20 protein-coding genes and 1 other RNA gene are annotated in these 26,338 nt (G+C 41.8%); 14 read left to right on the top strand and 7 right to left on the bottom strand.

Going from position 1 to position 26,338, the window contains the following annotated elements; all coding sequences use genetic code 11:
* Nucleotides 1-196 precede the first annotated feature (196 nt).
* The 3 genes from bamB to JMX75_RS09215 all read left to right on the top strand — a co-directional run bounded on the left by bamB (nt 197) and on the right by JMX75_RS09215 (nt 5,364).
* Nucleotides 197-1,405 carry an outer membrane protein assembly factor BamB gene (bamB, locus tag JMX75_RS09225; protein WP_133105242.1) on the top strand — a complete coding sequence of 403 codons (1,209 nt, stop codon included), beginning with the start codon at nt 197-199 and terminating at the stop codon, nt 1,403-1,405.
* 431 nt (nt 1,406-1,836) lie between these two features.
* Nucleotides 1,837-3,279 (top strand): ribosome biogenesis GTPase Der, encoded by a 1,443-nt coding sequence (gene der / locus JMX75_RS09220; protein WP_011513006.1) that lies wholly within the window; start codon nt 1,837-1,839, stop codon nt 3,277-3,279.
* 228 nt (nt 3,280-3,507) lie between these two features.
* Complete coding sequence (locus JMX75_RS09215) at nt 3,508-5,364, top strand: sensor histidine kinase (RefSeq protein ID WP_201532098.1); 1,857 nt, start codon at nt 3,508-3,510, stop codon at nt 5,362-5,364.
* 112 nt (nt 5,365-5,476) lie between these two features.
* On the opposite strand, the gene JMX75_RS09210 is transcribed toward JMX75_RS09215, so the two are convergent.
* Together JMX75_RS09210 and JMX75_RS09205 are read right to left on the bottom strand one after the other, a co-directional pair.
* Nucleotides 5,477-6,643 (bottom strand): D-alanyl-D-alanine carboxypeptidase family protein, encoded by a 1,167-nt coding sequence (locus tag JMX75_RS09210; protein ID WP_201532097.1) that lies wholly within the window; start codon nt 6,641-6,643, stop codon nt 5,477-5,479.
* Nucleotides 6,644-7,139: 496 nt separating this feature from the next.
* The gene (locus JMX75_RS09205) at nt 7,140-7,577 is read right to left on the bottom strand and encodes an MCR_0457 family protein (protein ID WP_201532096.1); all 438 of its coding nucleotides are present in this window, start codon (nt 7,575-7,577) and stop codon (nt 7,140-7,142) included.
* A 517-nt stretch (nt 7,578-8,094) separates the two neighbouring features.
* Here JMX75_RS09205 and surE point away from each other — a divergent pair.
* From surE to JMX75_RS09190, 3 genes are all read left to right on the top strand, one after another.
* Nucleotides 8,095-8,904, top strand: a complete 810-nt coding sequence (gene surE / locus JMX75_RS09200; RefSeq protein ID WP_133105240.1) for a 5'/3'-nucleotidase SurE — start codon at nt 8,095-8,097, stop codon at nt 8,902-8,904.
* A gap of 231 nt (nt 8,905-9,135) precedes the next feature.
* Nucleotides 9,136-9,948, top strand: coding sequence for a M23 family metallopeptidase (locus JMX75_RS09195; RefSeq protein ID WP_201532095.1), 813 nt, complete (start codon nt 9,136-9,138; stop codon nt 9,946-9,948).
* Nucleotides 9,949-10,024: 76 nt separating this feature from the next.
* Nucleotides 10,025-11,326, top strand: coding sequence for a lytic murein transglycosylase (locus tag JMX75_RS09190; RefSeq protein WP_011513012.1), 1,302 nt, complete (start codon nt 10,025-10,027; stop codon nt 11,324-11,326).
* A gap of 146 nt (nt 11,327-11,472) precedes the next feature.
* Here JMX75_RS09190 and JMX75_RS09185 read toward each other — a convergent pair whose 3' ends face one another.
* Complete coding sequence (locus JMX75_RS09185; protein WP_201532094.1) at nt 11,473-12,321, bottom strand: UDP-2,3-diacylglucosamine diphosphatase; 849 nt, start codon at nt 12,319-12,321, stop codon at nt 11,473-11,475.
* Nucleotides 12,322-12,408: 87 nt separating this feature from the next.
* Entirely contained in the window at nt 12,409-12,924 is a 516-nt protein-coding gene (locus JMX75_RS09180) for a peptidylprolyl isomerase (protein ID WP_020442935.1), read from the bottom strand.
* A gap of 371 nt (nt 12,925-13,295) precedes the next feature.
* Between JMX75_RS09180 and JMX75_RS09175 the strand changes: the two genes are divergently transcribed.
* From JMX75_RS09175 to JMX75_RS09155, 5 genes are all read left to right on the top strand, one after another.
* A complete protein-coding gene (locus JMX75_RS09175) occupies nt 13,296-15,035 on the top strand; it encodes a glutamine--tRNA ligase/YqeY domain fusion protein (protein ID WP_201532093.1) in 1,740 nt (579 codons plus the stop codon).
* Nucleotides 15,036-15,177: 142 nt separating this feature from the next.
* Complete coding sequence (locus tag JMX75_RS09170; protein WP_201532092.1) at nt 15,178-15,933, top strand: phospholipase D family protein; 756 nt, start codon at nt 15,178-15,180, stop codon at nt 15,931-15,933.
* Nucleotides 15,934-16,195: 262 nt separating this feature from the next.
* On the top strand, nt 16,196-16,834 hold the full coding sequence (locus JMX75_RS09165) for a peroxiredoxin (RefSeq protein ID WP_011513017.1): 639 nt from the start codon (nt 16,196-16,198) through the stop codon (nt 16,832-16,834).
* Between the two features lie 288 nt (nt 16,835-17,122).
* Nucleotides 17,123-17,785 carry a glutathione S-transferase family protein gene (locus JMX75_RS09160; RefSeq protein ID WP_201532091.1) on the top strand — a complete coding sequence of 221 codons (663 nt, stop codon included), beginning with the start codon at nt 17,123-17,125 and terminating at the stop codon, nt 17,783-17,785.
* A 339-nt stretch (nt 17,786-18,124) separates the two neighbouring features.
* The gene (locus tag JMX75_RS09155) at nt 18,125-19,012 is read left to right on the top strand and encodes an META domain-containing protein (RefSeq protein WP_201532090.1); all 888 of its coding nucleotides are present in this window, start codon (nt 18,125-18,127) and stop codon (nt 19,010-19,012) included.
* Between the two features lie 109 nt (nt 19,013-19,121).
* Here JMX75_RS09155 and ruvC read toward each other — a convergent pair whose 3' ends face one another.
* The gene (gene ruvC, locus JMX75_RS09150) at nt 19,122-19,706 is read right to left on the bottom strand and encodes a crossover junction endodeoxyribonuclease RuvC (RefSeq protein ID WP_011513021.1); all 585 of its coding nucleotides are present in this window, start codon (nt 19,704-19,706) and stop codon (nt 19,122-19,124) included.
* Between the two features lie 153 nt (nt 19,707-19,859).
* Between ruvC and JMX75_RS09145 the strand changes: the two genes are divergently transcribed.
* Nucleotides 19,860-20,489, top strand: a complete 630-nt coding sequence (locus JMX75_RS09145; protein WP_020442939.1) for an FxsA family protein — start codon at nt 19,860-19,862, stop codon at nt 20,487-20,489.
* 121 nt (nt 20,490-20,610) lie between these two features.
* On the opposite strand, the gene ssrS is transcribed toward JMX75_RS09145, so the two are convergent.
* Nucleotides 20,611-20,806, bottom strand: a non-coding RNA gene (gene ssrS / locus JMX75_RS09140) — 6S RNA.
* 237 nt (nt 20,807-21,043) lie between these two features.
* Between ssrS and gpmI the strand changes: the two genes are divergently transcribed.
* On the top strand, nt 21,044-22,702 hold the full coding sequence (gene gpmI / locus JMX75_RS09135; RefSeq protein WP_201532089.1) for a 2,3-bisphosphoglycerate-independent phosphoglycerate mutase: 1,659 nt from the start codon (nt 21,044-21,046) through the stop codon (nt 22,700-22,702).
* Nucleotides 22,703-22,968: 266 nt separating this feature from the next.
* Nucleotides 22,969-24,531 carry a S41 family peptidase gene (locus tag JMX75_RS09130; RefSeq protein WP_201532088.1) on the top strand — a complete coding sequence of 521 codons (1,563 nt, stop codon included), beginning with the start codon at nt 22,969-22,971 and terminating at the stop codon, nt 24,529-24,531.
* Nucleotides 24,532-24,559: 28 nt separating this feature from the next.
* Here JMX75_RS09130 and JMX75_RS13090 read toward each other — a convergent pair whose 3' ends face one another.
* Entirely contained in the window at nt 24,560-26,299 is a 1,740-nt protein-coding gene (locus tag JMX75_RS13090; protein WP_201532087.1) for a sigma 54-interacting transcriptional regulator, read from the bottom strand.
* Nucleotides 26,300-26,338 lie beyond the last annotated feature (39 nt).

The raw sequence follows: 26,338 nt of genomic DNA, 5'->3' as shown, positions 1-26,338 counted from the left end.
ACTTAGTATCAAAAATTTGAGTACTAATTTCGATAGACATGGTAATACCTCAAACCGTTCTACAAAGGAAGTAGCCTAATCAGTCGGAAGTAATATGGTGGTAACTAATACTTATTTGTACTAAGTTATTATCGTTTTTTATCACTGATTAAATGCTAATTTATTAATGATTAATTTATTTGTAGTGAGACCTATAATGACTCAAGCTATTCGCTTTAACAAAACCATCAAAGCCAAGACCATGCGCTCAACGGCCATGCATGTAGCCGTAATTGCAGTGATGGCAACTGCGGTCATTGGGTGTAATCGAGGTATCAAGCCAGTCGTCAACGACCCTGTAAAATTGGTACAAATCGTGCAACCTGTTAGCGTATTGCAGCCGGTTTTTAGTACCGACCTTGGTAATAAAAACGTCAGTAAAAAAGATCCGCTTACTTTGCAAGTCGGCTATGCCAATTCGCAAATCGTTACTGCCTCGCGCGGTGGTGATTTGGTGGGTTTTGACAAAGCTGGTCAGCGTTTATGGTCAGTAAATGTTGGCGACCAGATTACAGGTGGTGTTGCGATAGACGAGCTAAGCCAAACTGCTATTATTAGTACTCGTGGCGGTCTGGTTATGGCATTCGATAGTGTAACAGGTGCAAAACGCTGGCAGCAACAGCTTACTGGTTCAGTATTAACGCCAGCGCTCATTAGCAATAACCGCGTTATCTTGTCAGCCAATGATGGTTTTCTACATGGCTTATCGCTGCAGACTGGTCAGTCAGTTTGGCAGTTTGCTACCCAAGTTCCAGCGATTAGTGTACGCGGTAGCGCTGCACCAACGTTATTAGATGCTAAGACAGCGTTGCTAGCGACTGCCGATGGACGCTTACATGCTGTCACGGTAGATAATGGTTTGCCGCTATGGTCAAGACGCGTTGGTGTGGGTACAGGCAGCAGCGAAGTTGAACGCATGAGCGATGTTGATGGTATGCCAATTGTAGATAACAATCAGTTATTTGCCATTAGCTATAGTGGTCAGTTACTCGGTATTGATTTGGCATCGCGCCAAGTGATGTTTGTTAATGAGCTTGCCAGTTTAAAAGCGCTTGCAGTCAACAATCAGCAAGTGGTTGCGACAAGCTTAGACGGTAAAGTGGTTGCTTACAACCGCAGTAATGGTGCTGTTCTCTGGGAAAGTGAAGAATTGGCCTATCGCCATTTGACCAATCCTGTGATGATTGGTAACTATATCGCAGTTGGTGATTTTGATGGGGTTGTGCATTTATTTGACCCAGCCACGGGTAAGATTGTCAGCCGTGTACAGACCAAAGGCGCATTGACCAATTTGCAAGTGCAAGGCAGCCGCTTAATGACCCAAAGCACCTCAGGTCAAGTAGCGATTTGGCAGTTGGCACGCTAATCTTAGTCACTTGCAGTCCTATTTAATGAGCATTTTTCTATATTGCTCATTAAATAGGTGATCTAATAGTAAGTCATCTAATAGTAAAGTGAACAGAAAACGCTGCATAGTCAGCGTTTAATGCCTTGTAAAATTGCTTGTTTACATATCGGCTTTCGCGTACGCTATGCGACCGGTGCATTATCGGCGTTATCTATATATAATAGCGACAGATAATGTCTATATATGATGCATTCCTCTGAATATCATTTATTCATTGTAAGATAGCCAAGAACTATTTTCTGACTATCGTTTTATCTTATCATTCATTTAAATTTGCGGTCAACGGCTGCTACTTTTTGCTTTTTTATAACGTTAAATTTACGTTGTAAAAGAGATTGTATCTAAGTAGTTGCACTGTCCGTCATTGTGCCTTTCACTGAGAGTAACCCATGAGTATCAAGCCTGTGGTCGCCTTAATTGGTCGTCCAAACGTCGGTAAATCCACCTTATTTAATCAGTTCACTAAAAGTCGGCAGGCATTGGTTGCTGATTTGTCAGGATTGACTCGTGACCGTCAATACGGTGATGCGACCTACGAAGACAAAGCTTTTATTGTCGTTGATACCGGTGGTATTGGTGAAGCGGACGATGGCAGAGGAGATATTGATGATTATATGTCTGAGCAGTCGTATACTGCCATTCATGAAGCCGATATCATTGTATTTGTGGTTGATGCACGCGCAGGGATGATTGGTGCCGATGCCGAGATTGGTAAGTTTTTACACACCCTTGGCAAGCCTGTATATGTCGTTGCCAACAAAGTCGATGGTGTGCATGATTCGGCGCCTGCTGAATTTTATGCATTAGGTCTAGGCGAACCATATCCAATGGCGGCAAGTCACGGTCGCGGGGTCGGCAATCTGCTCGAAGTATTAACCGCTGATATGCCTAGTCAAGAAAATGTGGTTGAGCCAAGAGGTTTGAAACTTGCTATTATCGGTCGTCCAAACGTTGGTAAATCGACGCTAGTCAACCGTTTGCTTGGTGAAGACCGCGTTGTCGTCTTTGATATGCCGGGTACCACTCGTGATAGTATCTATATCCCATATACGCGTGAAGGTAAAGATTATGTATTGATTGATACGGCTGGTGTTCGTCGCCGTGGTAAAATCGATGAAAAAGTTGAGAAATTCTCAGTTATCAAAACCTTACAAGCGATTGAAGACTCTAACGTAACCGTTATTGTTATTGATGCTCATGAAGGTATTGTCGATCAAGATTTGCATATGATTGGCTATGCGTTGGATGCAGGTCGTGCGCTAGTGGTTGCAATTAATAAGTGGGATGGTCTGACTGCTGATCAAAAGAACTATATCAAGATTGAGATGGATCGCCGTTTTAACTTTATCCCTTACGTAAAAGTTCATCAAATCTCAGCATTGCATGGTACAGGCGTGGGTAATTTATATCCGTCTATTTTGCGTGCTTATCAATCGTCAATGTTTGAGGTATCAACCAACCGTTTGACGCAGATTTTGCAAGATGCTGTTACTGCCAATCCACCGCCAACGGTCGCTGGTCGCCGTATTAAGTTGCGTTATGCGCATATCGGTGGACACAATCCGCCCGTTATCGTCATTCATGGCAATCAAACTGGTTCGTTACCTAAGAGCTATCAGCGCTATCTTGAAAATCAATTCCGTCAGGTATTTAAGTTAGAAGGCACGCCACTAAACGTGGTCTTTAAACTGAATGAAAACCCGTATGCTAATAAAAGCGATACGCCAACCAAAGCCAAAACCCAACAGTTACGTCAACGTGAACGTAATCGTGCGCAGAAATTTACCACCAAAGATAAGCCGAGATTTACCAACAAAGATAAAAAGCGTTAATGCAATCATATTTGCGCTTTTGGCGAGTAGTAGCTAGCCGATAAAAATCCTTTGATACTATCTATCAGGCTTTTTAAATGTGCTTCGTCATGACGGCTGCATCAGTTGTCATGGCATTTTGCAATTTAGGGCACTATTTATTAATTGCCTTAAAATATCAATTTTCACTTATAACCGCTATAAAATACCTGTACTATAATCAAAAGTTGTCTAACTCAGTTGAGTGATATGAACAACCGCCCGCATCAAACACTTCCTACGCTTATCTGGCACTCTATCATGCAGACCATGGTTTTGGCTGTTTTAGCAGGTCTATTAGTGTCTTTTATTTATGGCTTTGTTCACTATTACAAAGATACGCGCCAGCATATTCAGGATTTAGCGACATTACTGACCATCAGCGCATCGATAGCAGATTCCACCGATATCGTCGATGAACAAATACGTTTTTTATTAGAAAAAGAACAAGGCATTGAGAGTATTTTATTTTATACCACCTCTCAGCCTATTGTTGAAGCCAATCAATTAAGAGATGATTGGAAAAATGCATTATTTGCTAATACAGTTAGCTTTAACTATCCAGTCGTTGGCGATCCTACTAATAAAATTATTTCACCTAAAGAAGATGCTTTGGTTGGTTATCTGAATATCACTTTAGATGTGGCGACGCTGCGTGAAAATTGGATTAAAAAGAACCTACTGCTATGGCTTATGACAACGCTATTGGCGATTATTTGGGCGTTGTTTATCCTGCGTAAGCTGAATTGGCCGTCAAAAGATATCGCCAATCTGACGGCAGCTTGCGATATAGTTATAAAAAATCCAGATATTGAGCAGTTACCTCTGATTCAGCAGCGTTTTGAGTTTCAGGAGTTGGTACAGATTAAACAGGCTTTTATTACCCTATTTGATCGCCTACAAATCGCAAAGCAAGATTATGAGGCACTTGCGGCTTTCGAGCAACAACTGCATCATAAAGATGTGTCGCTTGATGTGCAGCTACATAATTTTCAAAGTATGATTACCCATGAGCTAAAAACTTCACTAAATGCGATCGTTGGCGGCTTACAGCTACTAGATGATGAAAAGTTAAATCACGAGCAAAGAGACGCGGTTGATATTATTCGAGAGGGTAGTGAAAAGCTGGTCTTAACCTTAGATCAAATTATTCAGTTAAATCAAATCCAGAAAGGTCAAATCAGCCTACATGTGCACGAATTTAATCCATTGCAACTAATCGCTGACTTATTGGCAGAGTTTGAGCCAGCTATTAAGAAAAAGGGCTTAACGTTAATCAGTCATATCCATCATAACGATTATATCCTCGAAGGCGATGCTGAAAGAATACAGCAAATTTTAGCGATACTGGTCAGTAACGCCATGAAGTTCACACCAGCAGGTCAAATCACCATTACGTCGCAACTGACCCATTTTGATAACAGCAATCGCTGGCAGATTAGCGTAAAGGACAGTGGTATCGGGATTGATAGCAGTTTTATTGAAGATATTTTTAATCCATTTTTTCAGGTAGATTCATCGCAAACCCGTCAATACGAAGGGTCGGGAATTGGTCTGCCAGTGGTTAAGCAAATGGCTCAGCTGATGGGGGCTAGCATTGAAGTGGATAGCATTTTAGGTGTTGGTACGAATTTTACAGTTACTATTCCTATGTCTAATCAACACCATTCTCAACAACAGCAACATCTGCGTGGCTTAAAAATTATTTATTACTACTATCATGAAAAAGGGTTGTTGGTAGATCAATTACAGCATTTGGGTGCTGATGTGGCCTGCTATCAACATGAGCAACTGGTTATCGATGAGGTACATGCGAAGCAATTTGACATGCTGATGTTTGCAGAAGATGTGTTCCCCAGAAAAGCAGCCTCATTAGCGAGTCATATTCGTGCGGCTGAGACAGAGTATCGAACGTTACTGGTATTTTGGTATCCACAGCAGCAAGCAAAATATTTAGCCGATTTTGAGTTTGGTCTAAAGGCTGCAGGTATAGACTACTGCGAAGTTGCCAAATACGAAGACAAAGCGTTAAGTGATTTACTAAAAAGCTGGCTGACATGGTCATAAAAATAGCGAGAAATATAAAATTTTAGACATAAAAAAGACGCCTCGATATGAGACGTCTTTTTTATGTTGAACTTTATGATAAAAGCATTATTTCAAAACGCTATCATTGTGCTTAAAATAAGTTCTGGGTCCAACGAGAAAAACGTTGCCAGATACGACTCATAAAGCCTGATTGCTCAATATCGCTTGTCGCAATCACAGGCACAGAGGCCACTGCTTTGCCATCTATCACAGCCATCATTTTACCGATTTCTTGACCCTTTTTAATAGGTGCTTCTAAGCTTTCAGGAATATCGACCACAGTAGTGATTTTATTCTTTTGAGTTTTAGTGGTCAAAATCTGCAAATTATCACCAGTCGCTACTTCTATCTCTTTTGCTTCACCAAACCAGACAGGAACTTTGCTGACAAACTGACCAGCAGGTGCTTGAGTAACCGTTGTGAAGTGACCAAAACCCCAATTGAGCAATTCACGCGACTGATCAGCACGTGCTTGCTGACTTTCAGTGCCCATAATGACAGAGATTAGGCGCATACCTTCACGGTTGCTCGAGGCTGCTAAGCAATACCCAGCTGCATCCGTATGTCCTGTTTTTAGACCATCAACAGTAGGGTCGGTAGCGAGTAGGGCATTACGATTACCTTGAGTAATACCGTTATAGGTAAACTCTTTTTCTGAATAAATGCTGTAGTAATCGCCGCTGTTTTTGATAATGGCGCGTGATAGCTTGGCCAAATCTAGAGCAGACGCTTGGTGACCCTCATCAGGCATACCAGTAGAGTTGACGAAATGGGTATTCTTCATACCAATCTTTTGCGCTTGCTCATTCATCAAGATAGCAAACGATGCTTCGCTACCAGCAATATGCTCAGCCATTGCTTTTGAGGCGTCATTACCTGATTGGATAATAATACCGCGTAGCATATCGATGACACTTGCGCTCTTATTCACCGGTACATACATGCACGATTGGCTACTACTGCCACGGCACCAAGCATTTGGACTCATCAATACCTGATCGGTTTCTTTTAGGTCGCCTGAAGCTAAGCGCTGTTCAATGATGTAACTGGTCATCATTTTGGTCAAAGATGCTGGCGGCAAGGCTTGATTGGCATTTTTCTGTGCCAAAATTTCACCCGTGTTATAGTCCATTAATACATACGCAGTATTTGCCATCTCAGGCGGCTGTATGGCTGCACTTGCCATCACTGCACCCATAGAAATACTGACACCCACTACCAGCTGCACCAGCTGTTTTTTCACACGCTTTACTGTCATAGATTGTTACACCGCATCATAAAACCAAATGTATCTGTCGCTTGTCCCCAACACCACTACCTTTACACAATCTTTGGCAGACTATGTCAAATCTCAGGTTAAACCATGGATTTTTTGAGAGTAGAGGAGACTAAAGCAACGGACATAAAATTAACGCCTTATCTTAGCAAAATGCCGCCCGATGGGGAAACGATAAATACAATAAAATAAGACGTTATTAAAAATAGAGTGAATAATTTTATAAACTTCACTCATAAAAAAGCTTGCTGCTATCCTTATTAAATAATAGGGATGGCAGCAAGCTTTTTGTAGCGAGTCATCTAAATAAATAAGCACTTAGAACTGGCTTATATAATACTTATTTGACCACTTTATACAGATATTAAAGAGATAAGAAAGTAGATTGTTATCGTTAATTATGGCGATCTTTACCTCTTTAACCTCTTAATATTGCTTAAAACGTATTTCGATAGCATAGGGTATCAATAAAGGTCTACTACTGATATTCAGCATTCGCTAAATCTTCACACAATGCTTTATTGTCTTGCTTAGCAAATCCCATCGTCCAGCTACGAATGCCTTGCAGAATTTGACGATAATCTTGCTGAGTAGATAAGTACTGGATAGCTGCTTTTGGGTCTTCTAATGACGGCATCAACTCATGAAGCTGCACGTTATAAGACTTATAAAAACGTTGCTTTTGCTTGCCATTTAGCATCGGCGGGCATATCTCTGACAGCACTTGCATAACCGCAATTTCATGTTTTGTGATATTGATACCAGATAAATCTAAAGGTATGGTCGTCGCAGAGTTGGATGCAGCATTTGTGGCTTGAGACAGCATCGCAATAGATGTTATCAATGCTGCTAGCCCGACTTTTGAGGCACTTCTTGCCAATACAGAAGTCATAGATAATATCGATTGATTTTTCATTCAGTATCACACTCGCTTATCTTTATTTAATGGTGCTATGTTAATGGGTAAAAAAACAAATGTCACATAAAATATTGATTTATGTGTAGAGATATTGTGAGCTAAATCAGGTCTCCAGCAACATAGCCGTATTATAAACCGGTAAGTTACCTCAACATAAAAGTATAAGTTGTAAATGTTGTGGGTTGTAGCCTACTGTAACCTCAGCGCAGGTTTTTAATGATGAAAAATAGGGATTTTGCTCTGGGAAAATCATTCAATAAACTACGTTATTATGCAAATTATGTATAAAGAGTGGGTTCGTCTCAATAGACTATTAGGGTATAATCGCCCGAAATAATCATAGCTATTTACTATACGAACAAACATAGACGAGCAGTATAAACAACTGATATAGCTTTGATTATTATGCTTTTAAGTAGAATGACCTTAGTGCCAATAGCGGTGATTATAGCAACTTTACGTGAATAACGTAGATAAGTGGATGAACGGTCATTCATAAATAGATTGAGTAAATATGAAGATTTTAATGAGCAATGACGATGGGGTTTATGCACCAGGTTTGCTGGCACTATATGAGGCATTATCTACTATTGCCGAGGTCATGGTGGTTGCGCCAGCTAGCGAGCAAAGTGGCTGCGCCAGTGCCTTAAGTATCACCACACCCTTATATACGCATCAATTGCCTTCTGGTTTTATTGCTGTCAATAGCACACCATCTGACTGTATTTATCTAGCATTAAACGAAATATATTCTGACACAGATTTTGATTGTGTGATTACGGGGATCAATTCAGGTGCCAATCTTGGTCAAGACGTTTTGTTTTCAGGCACTTTTGGGGCGGCATTAACCGCTCAGTTATTTAGTATACCCGCTATTGCGACCTCATTAGTAGGCGGTGGGGCAAAAAGCAGTGAGCAGGAATGTGAGCGTCATTATCAAATGGCAGCAAGTGAGATTGTGAAATTATTGAGTGATACGCCAATATTGGATATTTGCAAAAATTTGCCCTATCACGTATTAAACGTTAATATTCCTGATGTGAGTAATGCTAATGAGATTAACGGTCGCAAAATGACAGCTTTGGGGCATAGGAAAATAGCGTGTCCTGTCCATCATGTAGTAGATCCACGCGGGCGAGATGCATATTGGTTATCACTACGCAAGCGTCAGGATACATTGGCAGATAATACTGATCATGATTCGTCAGGTACTACTATGACTGATGATCAAGCGGTTGCCGCAGGTTACATCAGTCTATCGCCTGTACGTTTGCACCATACGCCAGCCGCCACACTCGATATGCTATCAGCGTTGGTCTTATAAATTGAGTGAGTTATTATTGCTTATTTTTTAAATAGCAGTCTTATAAATGCTGGTCTTATAAAGTGTTAATTTGATGATGAGCGCTATGATAAGTAGCAAGACATTAGAAAACTCATTTATTATCCAATGATTAATGATGATATCTGAGACATTAAACGGTATAACAGTTAGCAAAATGCTTGTGAGTCACACAAGGAGTTTGTACGTAACATAAAGAATAGGAAATCTTGTATGAAGAAGCTTATTGCTGGATCGCGATTTATCACAGTGGCATTGCTGGGCACGATGGCTGCTGCCACAGTAACGATGGTAGGCTGTGCTACCAAACCCACTTACCAATCAGCCAACCAAGCGGGACCGAAGATTATTACCAATAATCAAGGGGTTCCTAACTATCATCGGGTGCAGCGCGGCGATACGGTCAGTCAAGTGGCGGCGCGCTATAATCTCAATTACCGTCAAATTGGTTCACTGAATGGCCTAGACAGTAAATACACCATTTATAGTGGTCAGTGGCTCAAACTGTGGCAAGGTGAGCCAGCAAGCGCTAATAATAGTAATCGCTACAATGCTTCGAACAATAACTCTACACCTACACAGCCAACCTATACACCGCCTGTGACCAGCACGCCTAACTATTCACAACCGCCCGTCTATGAAGTGACTGCCAATGCAACGTCAGGCTATGAGTATCCGACTCGCAATCAAATAACCCGTAATTTCGATGCAGCATCTAGCACGATGGGCATGTGGTTTGCTGGTAACGTAGGTGATCCAGTGCAAGCAAGTCAATCAGGTACGGTTCTTTATTCGGGCAACGGTCTGCCAGAGTATGGCAACTTGATTATGATTCGTCATAGTGACAACTATATCACTGCTTATGCCCATAACAGTCAGCTATTGGTTAAAGAAGGCGATAGCGTCCAACGCGGTCAACGTATCGCAAATATGGGTAATAGTGGTCAGACCAATCAAGTGGGTTTGGAATTTCAAGTACGCTTAAATGGCAACCCTATTGATCCACGAGCGGTACTAGGGCGTTAAATTTCTTATTGTTTGGCGATTAAATGGAATTATCTAAGCCACATTGCACCTTACTTACGGATACTTGAGACTTCTTATGCGATTAAATAAACACTACCTTGCCTTTTTCCCTGCCTTAGTGATGGTTGGCTGTACCAGTCAGCAGGCGATGCAGCAACCTAATAAGCCAGTTCGTCAAGGTAATGTGCAAATTACCCAGACTCAAACCATTCAAGTGAAGCCGACTCCAGCACCGGTCATTAAACCAACACCCGCAAAGCCAAGCTACAATAGTTTTTCTGATTGGAAGTCTGATTTTTCTATGCGTGCCATTTCATCAGGTCATGATGCTGCTACGGTTCGTCGTCTGCTCGATTCTGCTTACTTAAATCAACAAGTCATCTCGCTTGATTCAGGACAGCCAGAGTTTTCAAAAATGCCATGGGAGTATGTCGATTCTGCGGTATCAGATGGTCGCGTCAGTACTGGTAAGCGTAAGTTCGCTGAGCAACGCACGTATTTATCGCAGTTACAGTCGCAGTATGGCGTCAATGCAGAAATCATTGCAGCGATTTGGGGCATGGAGTCGTCATACGGCGTAGTAACGGGCAATAGTAGTATTCCAAGCTCGCTAGCTAGCCTTGCTTATGATGGGCGCCGTCAAGAATTTGCCGAAACTCAGCTATTATCACTAGCAACACTATTACAGCGCGGCGATGTGTCTTGGTCACAGCTCGATGGCTCTTGGGCAGGCGGTATGGGGCAGACGCAGTTTATCCCTGATACGTGGCTTAAGCATGGGGTTGACGGTGATGGTAATGGACATCGCAATCCATGGTCGACGGGCGACGCCTTGGCGTCTACTGCTAATTATCTGAGCAATTCAGGTTGGGTACGTGGTTTGGCACCGTTCTATGAAGCAACCATTCCGTCATCATTTGATTACACACTGGTTGGTACTAAGCAGCCTGCTGCTAGATGGGCGTCAATGGGCGTCGATACCATAGCCGATGTGTCCTTAGATGGTAACACTCAAATGGAGTTGTGGCTGCCAGCGGGTAAAGACGGTCCAGTACTGCTACTCAGTCCAAATTTTGATGTCATAAAAGTCTATAACAATTCATCAAGCTATGCCCTTGGTGTTAGCTTATTGGGTAAAGCGCTGATTGGACAAGGTGGTTTACAAAAGTCATGGCCACGTTATGAGCGTCCGTTATCAACGTCGCAAGTACGCAATTTACAACAGCGTTTGACAAGCTCAGGCTACGATACAAAAGGCTCTGATGGTATCGTAGGTACCAATACTCGCAATGCGTTCCAGCGCTGGCAAGCAGCCAATGGTCAAACGCCAGATGGTTTTATTACTCAGCGTAGCGCGTCTTCATTGGCGGGGTGGTGAGATAGGTTGAAATCACTATTTTTGGATAATCGTTGTTTTCAAAGGTTGTTTAAAAATAACGATGTTAATAAATAAAAAAAACTCCGTTTTATAACGGAGTTTTTCATTGTATAAGGATAACAGCAGCAGTTTTGATGTTTAGGTATTTAAATAGTAATGTTAAATTCATATAAGTTAAACTCTGCACTCTCAGCAATAATACCTTCATCTACGCTTGCTGTAATTGCACCAATCACGGCACTCACTTTTTGCTGGCGCTTGTCCTTATTTAACAGTCGCCAATCACCAAGTACATAGCGAGTTTTGCCCTCATTACTTTGGTGGATTTCAGGACGATGGGTATGGCCATGTAGTAGGGCGTCAAAGCGATAAATAGCTTTATTCACTGCTGCTTCATTAACATCCATGATATGCGCCGCTTTATTGGCATTATTTTGCTGACTTTTTTGCCGCATATTATCGGCGATTGCCAAGCGTTTCTCTAACGATTTATTGAGCAAATACCACTGCGTCAAACTATTACGCATTACTTTACGAAAAAACTGATACTTTTTATCATCAACGCATAGTGCATCGCCATGTTCTAAGCGATAGTTTTGCTGTCCAACGGTTAAGGTATACGGCTCATAAATAAGCTCGCCACCGAATACATTACAAAAAGGCTGCCCTAACAAAAAATCGCGGTTGCCATGCATGACCAAAATCTCGCAGCCAGCTATGCGCAGTTTTTTTAACTTAATGATAAGTGGTGTGAGCCAATGTTTTTGTCGTTCCTCTTCGGATAAAGACAAATAAAAATCATCCCCAAGCCAGACTTCAAACCAGTCACCTAATATAAATAGACGTTTAAGGGCAGGTAAGGCAAGGCAATCATCAAGCAGCGCCAAAAAAACCTGCACTAAGGCAGGCTCTTCAGGCGATAAATGCAAATCGCTAATCAATACTTGTCGCACCTCATGAGGGCGGGTGGTAATTAGATGGCTGAAACTTTGCATTTATCCTTATCCTCATAACTTTAAACAGTAACGACTCATAAGCTTTCACTGATTCATCGCTACTAAGTAATAACTATTGAAGAATGATTACTGAGTGATGATGGTGGCTGAATTGATAACCACTGGCTCTTTTGGTACATCAGCATGCATACCGAAACGACCAGTTGGGACGCCGCGCATTTTTTCGATGACGTCCATACCGCTTGTTACTTTACCAAATACGGTATAACCCCAACCTTGCATGTTTTTGCCAGAATGATTTAAAAAATCGTTGTCTTTTACGTTGACAAAAAATTGGCTAGTCGCTGAATGTGGATCTTGAGTACGCGCCATAGCAATCGTGCCAGCGTCGTTCTTTAGACCGTTGTCTGCTTCGTTTTCTACTGGCTTGTTGGTGGCTTTTTCATTCATGTCAGCGTCCATTCCACCGCCTTGAATCATAAAGCCGTCAATAATGCGATGGAAAATCGTGCCATCATAATGACCAGATTTTACATAGTTTAAAAAGTTTTCAACGGTTTTTGGTGCTTTTTCTTCATTGAGTTCGATAACGATCGCACCCATACTGGTGTCAAGTTCTACTACTGGTGGCATGTCTACCATAGGATATTCCTCTTTATTGCAGCGCCTAAAATGACGCTGTTAAGTGGTGGATGAAAATTTGGTGGATAAAAAGTTATGGCTAGTCTAACGGCTTTTTTATCCCGTGTCATGTATCAGGCTGTTAATGCGTTTGCAAAAGCTGATAGAATAACGCAACTTTACCCATTTCTAAACGATTTTGACAAAAAGTCATCATAGCTTGGTGTTTATAACACACTGTTTTTATAACCCAAATTTTTGTAAATTGGCTTAAATTTAATGGCTGAGGCTTGTTTTACGATATCGTTTTACTTTATCAAATATTTTGAATTTTCCATGAGGCGTGATGGCACGTCGCATGAATTGACCATTTGCGTTAGGAGCAATGCCCGATGAGTGAGCACTCAAGCAATAATGCACAAAAAGACGAACACAAAAACGACTTTATTCGTAATATTATTCGTGATGATGTTAATGCGCAAAAATACCAGAAAATCGTCACTCGTTTCCCACCTGAGCCAAATGGTTACTTGCACTTGGGACACGTAAAGTCCATCTGTCTAAACTTTGGTGTGGCTGAGGAGTTTGGCGGTATCTGCAACCTGCGCTTTGATGACACCAACCCAACCGCAGAAAAGCAAGACTTCATTGATAACATCGAGAATGATGTAAAATGGTTGGGCTTTGAGTGGGCAGGAGAGGCGTACCATGCTTCAGGATATTTCGACCAACTTCATGCTTGGGCGATTCAGCTGATCAAGCAAGGCGATGCTTATGTAGATTTGCAATCGCCTGAGCAAATTAAAGAAAATCGTGGCTCATTTAATGAAGCAGGGACGGCGTCCCCACATCGTAATGCCAGTGTTGAAGAAAATTTGCAACTCTTTGATGATATGAAAGAGGGCAAATATGCTGAAGGTACAGCAGTGCTACGTGCCAAGATTGATATGGCAAGCCCTAATATGAATATGCGTGATCCTGTTATCTATCGAATTATGCATCAAGCACATCACCAAACGGGGGATAAATGGTGCATTTATCCGATGTATGACTTTGCTCATCCATTATCTGATGCGCTCGAAGGCATTACCCATTCATTATGTACGTTAGAGTTTGAAGACCATCGTCCATTTTATGACTGGGCAATAGAAAAAGTTGGCTTTGAGCAACCGCCGCATCAGTATGAGTTCTCTCGTCTAAATGTCGACCATACATTAACCAGTAAACGCAAATTAAAGCAGCTGGTTGATGAAAATATCGTTAGCGGTTGGGATGATCCACGTATGCCGACGATTGCTGGCATGCGTCGCCGTGGGTATACACCACAAGGTTTGCGCGATTTCTGTGAGCGTGTTGGCGTGACCAAAGTAGACAGTGTTGTAGACTTTCGCTTATTAGAATTTAGTATTCGTCAGTCACTAGAGACGACGACTGCACGTGGCATGGCAGTGCTTAAACCATTAAAAGTGACCATTACCAACTTTAGCGATGCTGTTAGCAGTTGGGAGTTGCAAAAGGCTGACACCGTTCAAGCTCGTTTTGACGATGACTCGCAGACTTTATGGCTAACTCAGCCCAATCATCCCAATGTCGATATGGGTGAACGTGAAATTCCATTTACTGAGACCATTTATATTGACCAAGGCGATTATGAAATTGAGCCGCCAGCAGGTTATAAGCGTTTATCACCAGAGAAGAATGAGATTCGTCTGCGTAATACCTATGTATTGGCCGTGACGGAGCATATTTTAGATGATAGCGGTAACGTGATTGAGCTTAAAGCAACGATTGATCCGGTGACTTTGGGCAACAATCCTGAAGGTCGTAAGGTTAAAGGTGTGATTCATTGGGTATCGGCTAGCCAAGGCGTTCCAGCAACGGTGCGCATGTATGAGCAGCTATTTAGTGTTGAAGACCCAAGTGGCGTCGCTGACGTCCATCAAGCCTTGAATCCTAACTCATTGACTGAGCTAAATGCTGTAGTTGAGCCATCATTGGTCAATGCAGACGCTGGCACGCGCTTCCAGTTTGAGCGTGAAGGGTATTTTATCTCTGATAGCGAAGATCATAGCAGTGATAAGCCTGTCTTTAACCAAATCGTCAGCTTACGTGATAGTTATAAACCCGCTTAATTTATCATTAGCGCAGTTCATATTTATTGTAAGAAAATACTGAACAATAGTGGTTTGCAATGTTGCCCATTTCTAGTACGCTAGGGATGGGCTTTTTTGTGAATAAGTATAAATTTTAATCATAGATGGTGAGGGTATTGAAATGGCAAAATTTTTAAACAGCAGTGGTACAACTTATCATTTAGAAGAGTTGATTAAAAATGCGTCTGATAGATTGATTATTATTAGCCCCTATCTAAAGCTGAATGAGCGTATTAAAGAGCTGTTAGAAGATCGTAATCGTCTCAAAATTGATATCCGTATCGTTTATGGTAAAAATGATTTGCACCCTGAAGAAATAAACTGGCTCAAAAATCTGACTTTTATTCGCACCAGCTTTTGTAAAAACTTGCATGCAAAGTGTTACCTGAACGAAAATGAGTGCATTATTACGAGCTTAAACCTTTATGAATTCAGCCAAGTAAATAATAATGAAATGGGCGTGCTGATTTACCGTAATGAAGATGCGAAACTCTATGCCGATACTTATGAAGAAGCCCAGCGCATCATTCGTATCAGTGATGAAGTCAGAATGTCACTTGAAAAAATAATTGAGCCTAGTAATAGTGTTGATAACAACCTTAGTTCTGAGAGTGCTTCTCAAGTCCCTACTGAAACTAATTCTGCTAAACCTACAGAAGTAGCAACGCCTAATTACTCTAAATTAACGACGGCAAAGCTTGCCAAAGAGCTGGGCTTTAAAACTCAAGAGTTAAACGATAAATTACTGACAGCAGGATATTTACAAGAGCAAGAAGGAGAGTTGTTATTAACAGATGCTGGGCGTGCCGCAGGTGGTACAAGTAAGCGTGGAAAGTTTGGTGAGTTTTGTCTGTGGGATTCAGGGATGGTGATATAAAAGTCAACTTAACTTCTCACTTTTTAGCTCATTACTTTGTTTTCAAAGAATAATTTTGCTACATTCGTATTAGTAATAAAAGGAATAACCGCATTACAATCCGTCACAAGACATTCATAACCAGTTTGTTAAGATAAAGTCAGTTTTTTTGTTGAGATGCTTGGTAGATATTTTAACCGCTGAGTATGTCGTTGATAATAAGAGCGCGCGTAGATAGCATTCGATAATAGCGCTCGTCACAATCATAAATAAGGAATCAAGCATGGCACATTTACGTTTAGGCGATACCGCACCAAATTTTGATGCAACCACTACTGAAGGTGATATCAATTTTCATGAGTGGGCGGGCGATAACTGGGTGGTTTTCTTCTCACATCCAGCCGATTTCACCCCAGTATGTACCACTGAGCTTGGTCGTGCTGCTGCGCTAAATGGCGAATTTCAAAAGCGCGGCGTGAAGCCAATTTGTATCTCTGTTGACGGTATCGATGACCATCATGCCTGGGCAAAAGATATCGGTGAAACTCAAGGTACTGAACTGAACTTCCCAATCATCGCTGATCCTAATAAAGAAGTGGCTGAGCTGTATGACATGATGCATCCAAATGCAGACAGTACGCATACCGTACGTAGCGTCTTTATTATTGACCCAAGCAAAAAGATTCGACTAACACTGACTTATCCTGCTAGCTGTGGTCGTAACTTTGACGAGATCCTTCGCGTGATTGACGCACTGCAATTGTCTGATGAGTACAATATCGCAACGCCAGTAGACTGGAAAGATGGTGATGACGTTATCATTCCGCCAAGTGTTAAAAACGAAGATATCGCTGCCAAATATCCAAAAGGTCACACAGAAATCAAGCCGTATTTACGTACTACTCCTGCACCTAATAAATAATAAGTTGGAGCATGTGAGCTTGATGAAGAGATGATTTAAAAAGCCCCATAATGCAAAATTGTGGGGCTTTCTGTTATTCAGCTTAACATCAGAAACATCAGCTAAATAAGGCTTTGCTATGATGAACAGAGTACGCTATAACTATTAAATCAAGTATGCATGATTTAGAGATGAATCGTTATCGTTAATACTTGAGTTAGTAGTGCATTTGATACTTGATGACATAACAATCATAATAAAGTATAGCAGCGCTAAGTCGCTTTTAAGCCCACCTTACAAGGAGTTTTTATGAAAAAATTATATGTCACCCGTACAGCACCTAATCCACGGAAAGCACTTATTTTGCTAGCATCAAAAGGTATCGATATTGATGATATGGATGACCTCGATGTGATTGATATCGATTTTGCTGCCAACGAGCAAATGTCAGAGGCATTTACCAAAATAAATCCTATGCAAACCGTACCTGTTTTGACATTAGATGATGGTACTGTACTCAATGACTCGCAGGCAGTGTGCGAATATCTCGACCGTGTTTATGGTGAGCGCTCGGTGATGGGCAATGATGTGGTACAGCGTGCGCAAGTATGCTCTATGCGCCGTATCGCCGAATTTGAGGTGCTATACAACTTTATGCTCGCCTTTCAGCATAGCCACCCATCAAAAGCCCAGCGTGTTGAGCAAGTACCAGAGTTTGTCGCGCCATCTATCGCACGTGCTGTCAAAGCATTAGCATATTTTGAAACCCTGTTGGAGGGTCATGAGTATCTGGTCGGTGACCAGCTGAGCTTTGCTGATATTGTGCTGTATTTGGGTTTAGATTTTGGCAAAGTCCTTCAAGTCAATCCCAATGAACAAGGCGACAATCTTGCCCGTTTTTACCAAATGATGAACGAGCGTTTTAGCATCAAAAATATGGCAAAAGCCAAACCTGTTCATGAAGAAAATTAAAGTAGTAAATTTTTTAAAAATGTAATGATAAGCAGCAACAGCTTTGCGTAACGAGGATAATTCCTAACGACGCAGGGCTGTTTTGCTATGGTTAACATTAAAAATAGGATCAGCATATATGTGAAATTTACTATGAATCTATAAAATTAAACACTTCGTTACACCCATATCACTTATGAGCGCTATAGTGGTCAGATTATCACCCTTTTATAAGCATCTTTTTAAAAGCCCTTTGAATAATTTGACTGATATCCATCTTATAATTGTGACAGTCAGATTTTGTAGATTAAATGGGTCAAAAAGTTGAATTAAAAAGTATAACTGCAAGGTATGATCTTCATGACACTATCTTTTAAATCCGCCCTATTGCCAAGTATGCTAGCGATAAGTCTGGCATTAAGTGCCTGCCAAGATGCTTCTGTTCCAACGGATGCAAATATCGAGTCAGCTTATACCAATGTTAGCACTGCAGATGCTGATATAGTGAATAATAATGCCACGTTAGCTAAGGCAAGCGAGATGAGTGCTGAAGAACAAATGATTGAAAATCTTGCGCGTTATCGTTGGACATTACTTGATATCGATGATAAAAGTGGTGGACCTGTCATAACGACGCTTGTAGATATTAAGAACCAAGTAATGCTGTCGTTTAAACAAAACCAAGGTCATAACACCCTGAATTATGGTGTAGGCTGTAACACTATGAGTGCAGGTTATGAGTTGCAAGGTCATACGTTAACGACAGAAGACAGTATGAGTACTAAAATGCTATGCGAAAATCTAAACAAGGCAGAAAATCGTTTAGATACCTTGATGCAGGGTACTAGTGAGCTCAGTGTCACTGAGGGTGATAACCCAGTCCTAACGCAAGTGACCAGCAATGCGGTCACTTTGACTTGGAAAGGTAGGTTGACGTCACAAGCCAAGTACAATAGTAAAGGTGAGACTGTATTTTGGGCCGTAAATGCTAATGAAACAGTGTGCTCTAATAATAGCTTAGAGATGTGTTTGCAAGTAAAACCAGTCAATTATAATGATCAAGGTATTAAAGTCAGTGAAGGCAAGTGGTCTGCATTTAATGGTGAGATTGACGGCTATGAGCATGATGGTAAGCATGATGAAGTGCTACGCCTACAACGTTACCAATTAGACAGCGATAAGGTATCAGAAGGTGAAGAGTATGCCTATGTATTGGACGCTGTTATTGAAAGCTCAGTAGTAGAGTAAGGCTGATTGGTTATAATTAACTACCGATGTTCAATAGTGGTATTAGATAAGTCATAAAAAACACGCGTCCGAAAAGGTGCGTGTTTTTTGTCCTTATTTAATGAGCTTTTTAACGCAAATTGCCTAAATCTTCTTCAGTTAAACGCCAGCGTCCCTTTTTCTTAGACGCACCGCGCCCGCGCATGGCACTATTTAATATCAATTTGTTCATTGAATGGCTTGAGTGCGCATGACAGATGGCGCAGGCAAGACCGTCTGCCGCATCTTGTTGTGGTACAAAATCCAGAGTCAGTATCCGGCACACCATTTCTTGTACTTGCTCTTTTGCTGCTGCGCCATAGCCGCAAACGGCTTGTTTGATTTGGCGTGCAGTATATTCTGAAACTTCCAAATCCAGGGCTACCATCGCTGCAATGGCTGCGCCACGTGCTTGCCCAAGCTTAAGCGCTGAATCAGGGTTTTCTGCCATAAATACTTGTTCAATTGCCGTATAAATAGGCTCATCTGCATATTTTAGATGATGCTGAGTAATACGCGTCAAGCCATTAAAAATACGTTTTAGGCGTTCAGGCATCTCTTTAGTATCTGTACGAATGGTGCCTGAATCAATATAGGTGAGCTTATCGCCCGTTTGTTGAAGGATGCCATAGCCAGTCATGCGTGAACCTGGATCAATCCCAATAATAATTGCCATAGTGTTCCGTCTTACTTACATTTTGTTTTATGGCTTAAAAATTAGCCGTAAGTTTGATAGTATAGCAATCAATCCCCATATACATCATATGTTAGCCATTTTAATTTGCATGGCGCTCAATTTATTGGTTTTTATTTTATAGGACGACACTTTATGGGTCAGATAGTTGGTATTGCCATCGTATGGTTTATTATCGAGATGCTGCTTTGGTATTTGCTTGCTCAATTTACGAGTGGCTGGTTGGTGTTTATTTGGTTTATTATCGCCGCCGTCATCGGTATTTCGCTCCTGCGTAAAGGCATGGCAGCTCTCAACCCAATGGCCCAGCAGATGAAAGCAGGCGGTATGATGAATCCGTCGATGCGTCCGCAAGAGTCAACCATGATCAAAAGTGTGGCTATGGCAGCGGCTGGTATTTTGCTACTCATTCCCGGTGTGCTTAGTGACTTGCTAGCCTTGCTGGTTATCTTGCCACCCGTGCAGAAAAAGCTTAAAGACTTTGCCAATAATTACGTCATGAACAATCAACAAAAAATGATGGAGATGATGGCCAAGCAGATGGGTGGACAAATGGGCGGCGGACAAAACCCATTCGGTGGTGCTGGCGGCATGGGTGGTCAAAACCCGTTTGGCGGCGCAGGTGGTATGAATAATCAGAACCCGTTTGGTCAACAGCAAAACCCGTTTGGTGATGTGTTTAAGCAGCATACAACGATTGATGGGACAGCAAAAACCATTCCTAAAGATGTGAAAAAAATCACTAAATCTGCTAATGACGAATAGTTGAATTAATAGAAAAGCATAGAAAAAGCCCCTTTCGTCAATGACAAAAGGGGCTTTTTAGTAGCTGTAATTCATTGTTTATAAATATAGTGCTTATAAATAAAAAAACTACTAACCGAATATAACAACCGAAGTGCCGCCGCAAGATGGTGACCCATGAACCGTGAAGTTCAGGGCGGATGCGTCACTGCCTCGGCAGGTTTCCTGATACACCGCAAGCGGTGCAGGCATACACAATGAAGCAATAGGTACCACATCCTGGTAAAGCATTATCGGCTCAGGGAATAAACATCTGCTAGCCAACACTTCAGAATATAATTATCTTAACCAATGGTTTGAACGATTGCAAGTACGATTTACAGATTGCTACGTGAGTTTGATAATTAGCATGATTACCATAAGATTATTATTAAATCCTAATCTATTTATATAGTAATCAATTGTTGACTTAGAAGCTCACTTTTCAGCTATTTCAAGATGTGTGCTAATATAGACAACTTTAGACATCCTAATACAGCATTATAGGCGTTCATTCACTTGAGGAGCGGTAATCCATGACCAATACCCAGCAACAATCAGAATCTATCGACGATAATCAGGCACAATTAAGCAAGCAGCAAGATAGTGATAATAATAAGAAAGTGCCGCATGTATTAATGATATTAGATGGGTTTGGGCATCGTGAAGACGATAAAGATAATGCCATTGCTGCCGCTAATATGCCAAATTTAGATAATATTTATGAGCAATATCCGCATGGATTGATATCAGCGTCAGGAGAAGATGTTGGTTTGCCAGATGGTCAGTTTGGTAATTCAGAAGTTGGGCATATGAATTTGGGCGCTGGGCGCGTGCTTTATCAAGATTCAACTCGTATCTCAAGTGAAGTTGCCAGTCGTGATTTTTATAAAAACGAAGCCTTGGTCAATGCAGTAAAAGCCGCCAATACATTGGGCGGCAATGTGCATATTATGGGCTTGCTGTCAGATGGTGGCGTCCATTCTCATCAAGACCATATTGAAGCAATGTGTCATTCCGCATTGGTACATGGTGCCAAAAACGTCTTTGTGCATTGCTTTTTAGATGGACGTGACACGCCGCCTAAGTCTGCTGATAAATACATCAATCGTCTTCGTGATCATATCGCAAAGCTGAATGCGCATTATGAGAGTGGTCGTGTACAGATTGCCAGTATTATCGGGCGTTACTATGCGATGGATCGTGACAATCGCTGGGATCGCGTGCAAAAAGCTTATGAGCTGATCACTGAAGGTAAAGCGGATCGTTTAGCAACTCGTGCTGATGGTGCAGTGCAAGCTGCTTACAAAGCACGTGAAACCGACGAGTTCATTAATCCAACGGTCGTGATTGGACGTGACGAAGTGCCTTATACCGTTGATGACAATGATGCCCTTATTTTTATGAATTTCCGTGCTGACCGTGCTCGTGAGCTTGCGCAAGCTTTCGTATTACCGGACCATGAGTTCTCAGGATTTGCCCGCAATAAGCAGCCAAAACTTGCGGCATTTGTGATGTTGACCAAGTATTCTGATGTGTTAGCAGATAATCCTAAAACCAGCATCGCTTATTATCCAACTTCATTGACCAATACTCTGGGCGAGTATTTGCAAGATAAAGGCAAAACCCAGTTACGTATTGCTGAAACTGAAAAATATGCGCATGTGACATTCTTCTTTAGTGGTGGGCGTGAAGATGAATATAAAGGTGAGACACGTATCTTAGTGCCATCGCCGGATGTTGCTACTTATGACTTGCAGCCTGAGATGAGCGCGCCTGAAGTGACTGATAGATTGGTGGAAGCGATAGAATCTGGTAAATATGACGTGCTAGTTGTCAATTATGCCAATGGTGATATGGTCGGTCATACTGGTATCTTTGATGCTGCGGTGCAAGCAGTAGAAGCGTTAGATATCTGCGTTGGGCGCGTGGCAGAAGCAGTACGTGCGGCAGGCGGCGATATGCTGATTACAGCAGATCATGGCAACTGTGAGCAGATGCAAGACTATGAGAGTGGTCAAGTCCATACTCAGCATACTACTGAACACGTGCCACTGATTTATGTCGGTGAGAAAAAAGTACAAGTCCGTAGCGGCGGTAAGCTTAGTGATGTTGCACCTACTATTCTGGCCTTAATGGATATCGAAGCGCCGAAAGAGATGACAGGCGAAAGTCTGTTGGTTGCCGCTCAATAATCCAATTATAGTAAGGCGCTAGAAATTTATACTAGTAGCGTTACATTACTTTCAAAGTAAATTGATATTAAAAGGGAGAGCTATTGATCAGCTCTCCCTTTTTTGTTGCTACATTTTGTCTAACATTTCACCTAAGTTACTTGCAATACTCTCCTATTCTTATAAGGGTGCTTGATGCTATCTTATGGGCTATTATTCAATAATAACCATATAACAATCCTATAATAATGATGGCTTAACTTTGGACAAATTTTCAGGTGATTTTTATGCATTTTAACAATCCTATCAGTCGTACATTTCCATTGACCTCTAAAAGACTCGAGCAGTCAATGAGTACGATATCTAGCTACACTAATGTCTTAAAGCCGACGCTTATCGTGGGTTTTCTGGGCTTAAGTATGATTGCTATACCAGCGCAAGCGGCTGTCAAAGATACTGCGGCAGGGCGCAACGCGAGTCGTACGGCAAGCTTACAACTCATCAGTTTAAATGCTGATAATGTACCATTAGATAACGGCGCAGATGATCTATCAGATATAGCTGATATGCTTGAATCTGCTGATCAAGCTGACGATTTAATTGATAGTGTGGCGGATGAAACTGTGCTTAACAATGAATCGCCTATTATTAATACCGACATTCCTGCAGAAGTGGCTCAAGTGTCATTAAATGCTATTTCTCCTGAAACGCTGAAGACCTTTGTTGCTTTGATTGATTTGGTGCGTCGTGAATATGTCGATACGGTTAATGATGAAGAACTGTTTAATAATGCTATGAGCGGTATGTTAACCAAGCTTGATAGCCATGCTGAATTTTTGGACGCCGAAGCTTATGAGAATCTGCGTGCTTTTACGGAAGGCGATGTAGGGGATATTGGCATCAAAGTTGAGTATCAATCAGCCTTGGGCTATTGGGTCATCACTGAGGTACTTGATGATTCACCTGCCGATAAAAAGGGTATCGCAGTTGGCGATTATCTACACCAAGTCGATGAGTTTAAGCTTGGCGAAGATGAAGAAAGTAACGATATCGAGCAGCTTTTGACAGGCATTGCCGGTACGCAAGTAGATGTGGTGACGTCCAAGGCAGGACGCCGTAAACATGTCACCACTTTACAACGTAATAATAGCCATCCTCAAATTATTGAAACTCGTTTTGTAGATGGTATGGCCATTGTTAGGTTACCAGCATTTCAAAATAATAGCCGTGAAAAACTGCTACAAAGTTTGATCGATTTAGATAAGCCTGTCACAGGAATACTACTAGATTTACGTGATAATCCAGGTGGCGTATTGGCATCCGCTGTGAGCGTTGCTAGCCTATTTATGACAGATACGGATGTGGTACAGATAAAGAGTCGCCAAGCAGATTCCCGTACATTGTCGACTAGAGGTGCAGCATTGCTTGAGGCGTTACCAGTAGTGGTATTGCAAAATCGCTATTCGGCGTCAGCGGCAGAAGTGTTGACCAGTAGCTTGCAAGCGCAAAAGCGTGGCACTGTCTTAGGTGAGGTCAGTTACGGCAAAGGCTCTGTACAATCGGTGATACCGCTTAACGATGAGCAAGCGGTCAAGCTCACGGTTGCCAACTATATGACTGCTTCAGGTAAAAAGATAGATGGTATTGGGGTAGAGCCTGATATCGCTCTATCGGGCAGTGAAAGCACGTGGGAGCAGCAAGCGCTTGATTTATTACGAAAGAAAGCGCTTACTTCAGGTATTCGATTTGTACGTTCTGAGAAAAAGCCAGATCCTAAAAACAGTATTATTAAAAACAATACAGTTATAAAGAATGTTATTGAAAAACCAACATCTAAGGTAAAGCTCTAATCTAGTCACAATTCTATATCAAAGCCCTTTATTCAGCTTGATCTTCTGCAATCTCAAGTTTGGTCATACGATAGCGTAAAGATCGAAAAGTGGTTCCTAATAGTTCAGCGGCTTGGGTTTTATTCCAGCCAGTTTGCTTAAGTGCAGTGATAATAAGTTGTCTTTCTTGCTCTTGGAGATAGTGCTCTAACCCTTGTGCTGGTAGCTGACCACTGACGCTGCTTTTTATCGCGATACTGTTTAACATATCATTATTGCCATCAATACTACTGTCGAGATTGGCTACAGAATCGGTCTTATCACTATTTGTATCCTTGTTTACTGATTCAGCGCTCTCCGCCATTGCTGTCACTGATTGCTGCTCTATTCCTATTGCGGAAGACGATGAGTCAGATATCGTACCGGATATCGAAGGCTGCTTCACTGCAGCATAGTGATGAGTCATCGTACGATAAGGGTGCAAATTAGCCGTTGCTTGCTGCGTCGAGACACTTTTGATAGATGATGGTTCTCTACCGTCTTTATCTATATTTTCTATTGAATCAGATGCGTTATTTTCATTGATTTTTTGAGGCATACGCGCCTGTTGATGGGCATCTAAGTCAGATAAGCCGAGATGGCTTATATCAATAGTTGAGGTTTCAGCCAAAGTAACGGCACGTTCAAGTACATTACGCAGCTCACGGACGTTACCCGCAAAATCATGCTGCTGTAGACGCAGGCAAGCCTCTGTCGTTAATAAAGGCTTCGACTCCAACTGCCACTCTTCAGCAATCAGCGCTAAAAAATGCGTGGCTAACACTGGTATATCATCGCGCCGTGCATTCAATGTTGGTAATTTAAGCTCAATCACGTTAATGCGGTAATATAAATCCTGACGGAACAACCCTGTCTGTACCAGCTGGTTTAAATCTTTATGCGTGGCTGACAAGATACGAATATCGACAGGTACTTCTTTGGTATCACCAATCGCGCGTACGGTTTTCTCTTGAATGGCCCGTAGCAACTTCACTTGCATCGCCAAAGGCAAGTCTGCCACTTCATCTAAAAATAAAGTACCGCCATTGGCTTGCTGAAATAGACCTTGCTTGTCCGCAACGGCACCTGTAAAGCTGCCTTTTTTATGACCAAAAAACTCTGATTCCATCAGCTCTGATGGTATCGCCCCGCAATTTACCGGCACAAAACTGCCGTCACGCCGGGGGCTTAAGTCATGAATGAGCCGCGCAACGACTTCTTTACCTGTACCTGAAGCCCCTGACAAAAATACCGGCGCTTGTGAGCGAGCCAATTTTAAAATAGTGTTTTTTAAAGGATGCATTACCGCCGAATCACCAATAAGGCGCTCATCAAGCATCTGCTGTTCAGGTGAACGTTGCGGCGTGGACTTGGCAGTCAAATCTTGTTGTATTACCTTTAGCGCGTTTTCAACCAATTGCCGTAAGCGTGGTAGCTCAAGCGGTTTATTGACAAAATCAAAAGCTCCAAGCTTTAGTGCTTCAATCGCTAAATCCATACTACCATGCGCTGTAATCACCGCAATGGGCTTACTGGAGCTGGCACTGATATGTTTGACCAACTCTAATCCTGAACCATCAGGGAGTTTTAAATCGGTTAGACAAAAATCATAGTCATTGTCTTGCCAGTACGATTTCGCTTGCGACAATGTATAGGCAACATCACTTTTGATACCCATTTTGGTCAGGGTGATTTGCATCAAACGGCATAAATCTACTTCGTCATCAACGACTAGCGCGGTGGTTGTCATACATCATCTCATTGTTTTCAAGTGCTACAAAAGTATATA

The sequence above is a fragment of the Psychrobacter sp. LFX-11D genome, from assembly GCF_904846475.1.
Classification (GTDB): domain Bacteria; phylum Pseudomonadota; class Gammaproteobacteria; order Pseudomonadales; family Moraxellaceae; genus Psychrobacter; species Psychrobacter cryohalolentis.
Note: the sequence above shows the minus strand (reverse complement) of the source record. Positions and strands in the feature narration are given on the sequence as shown.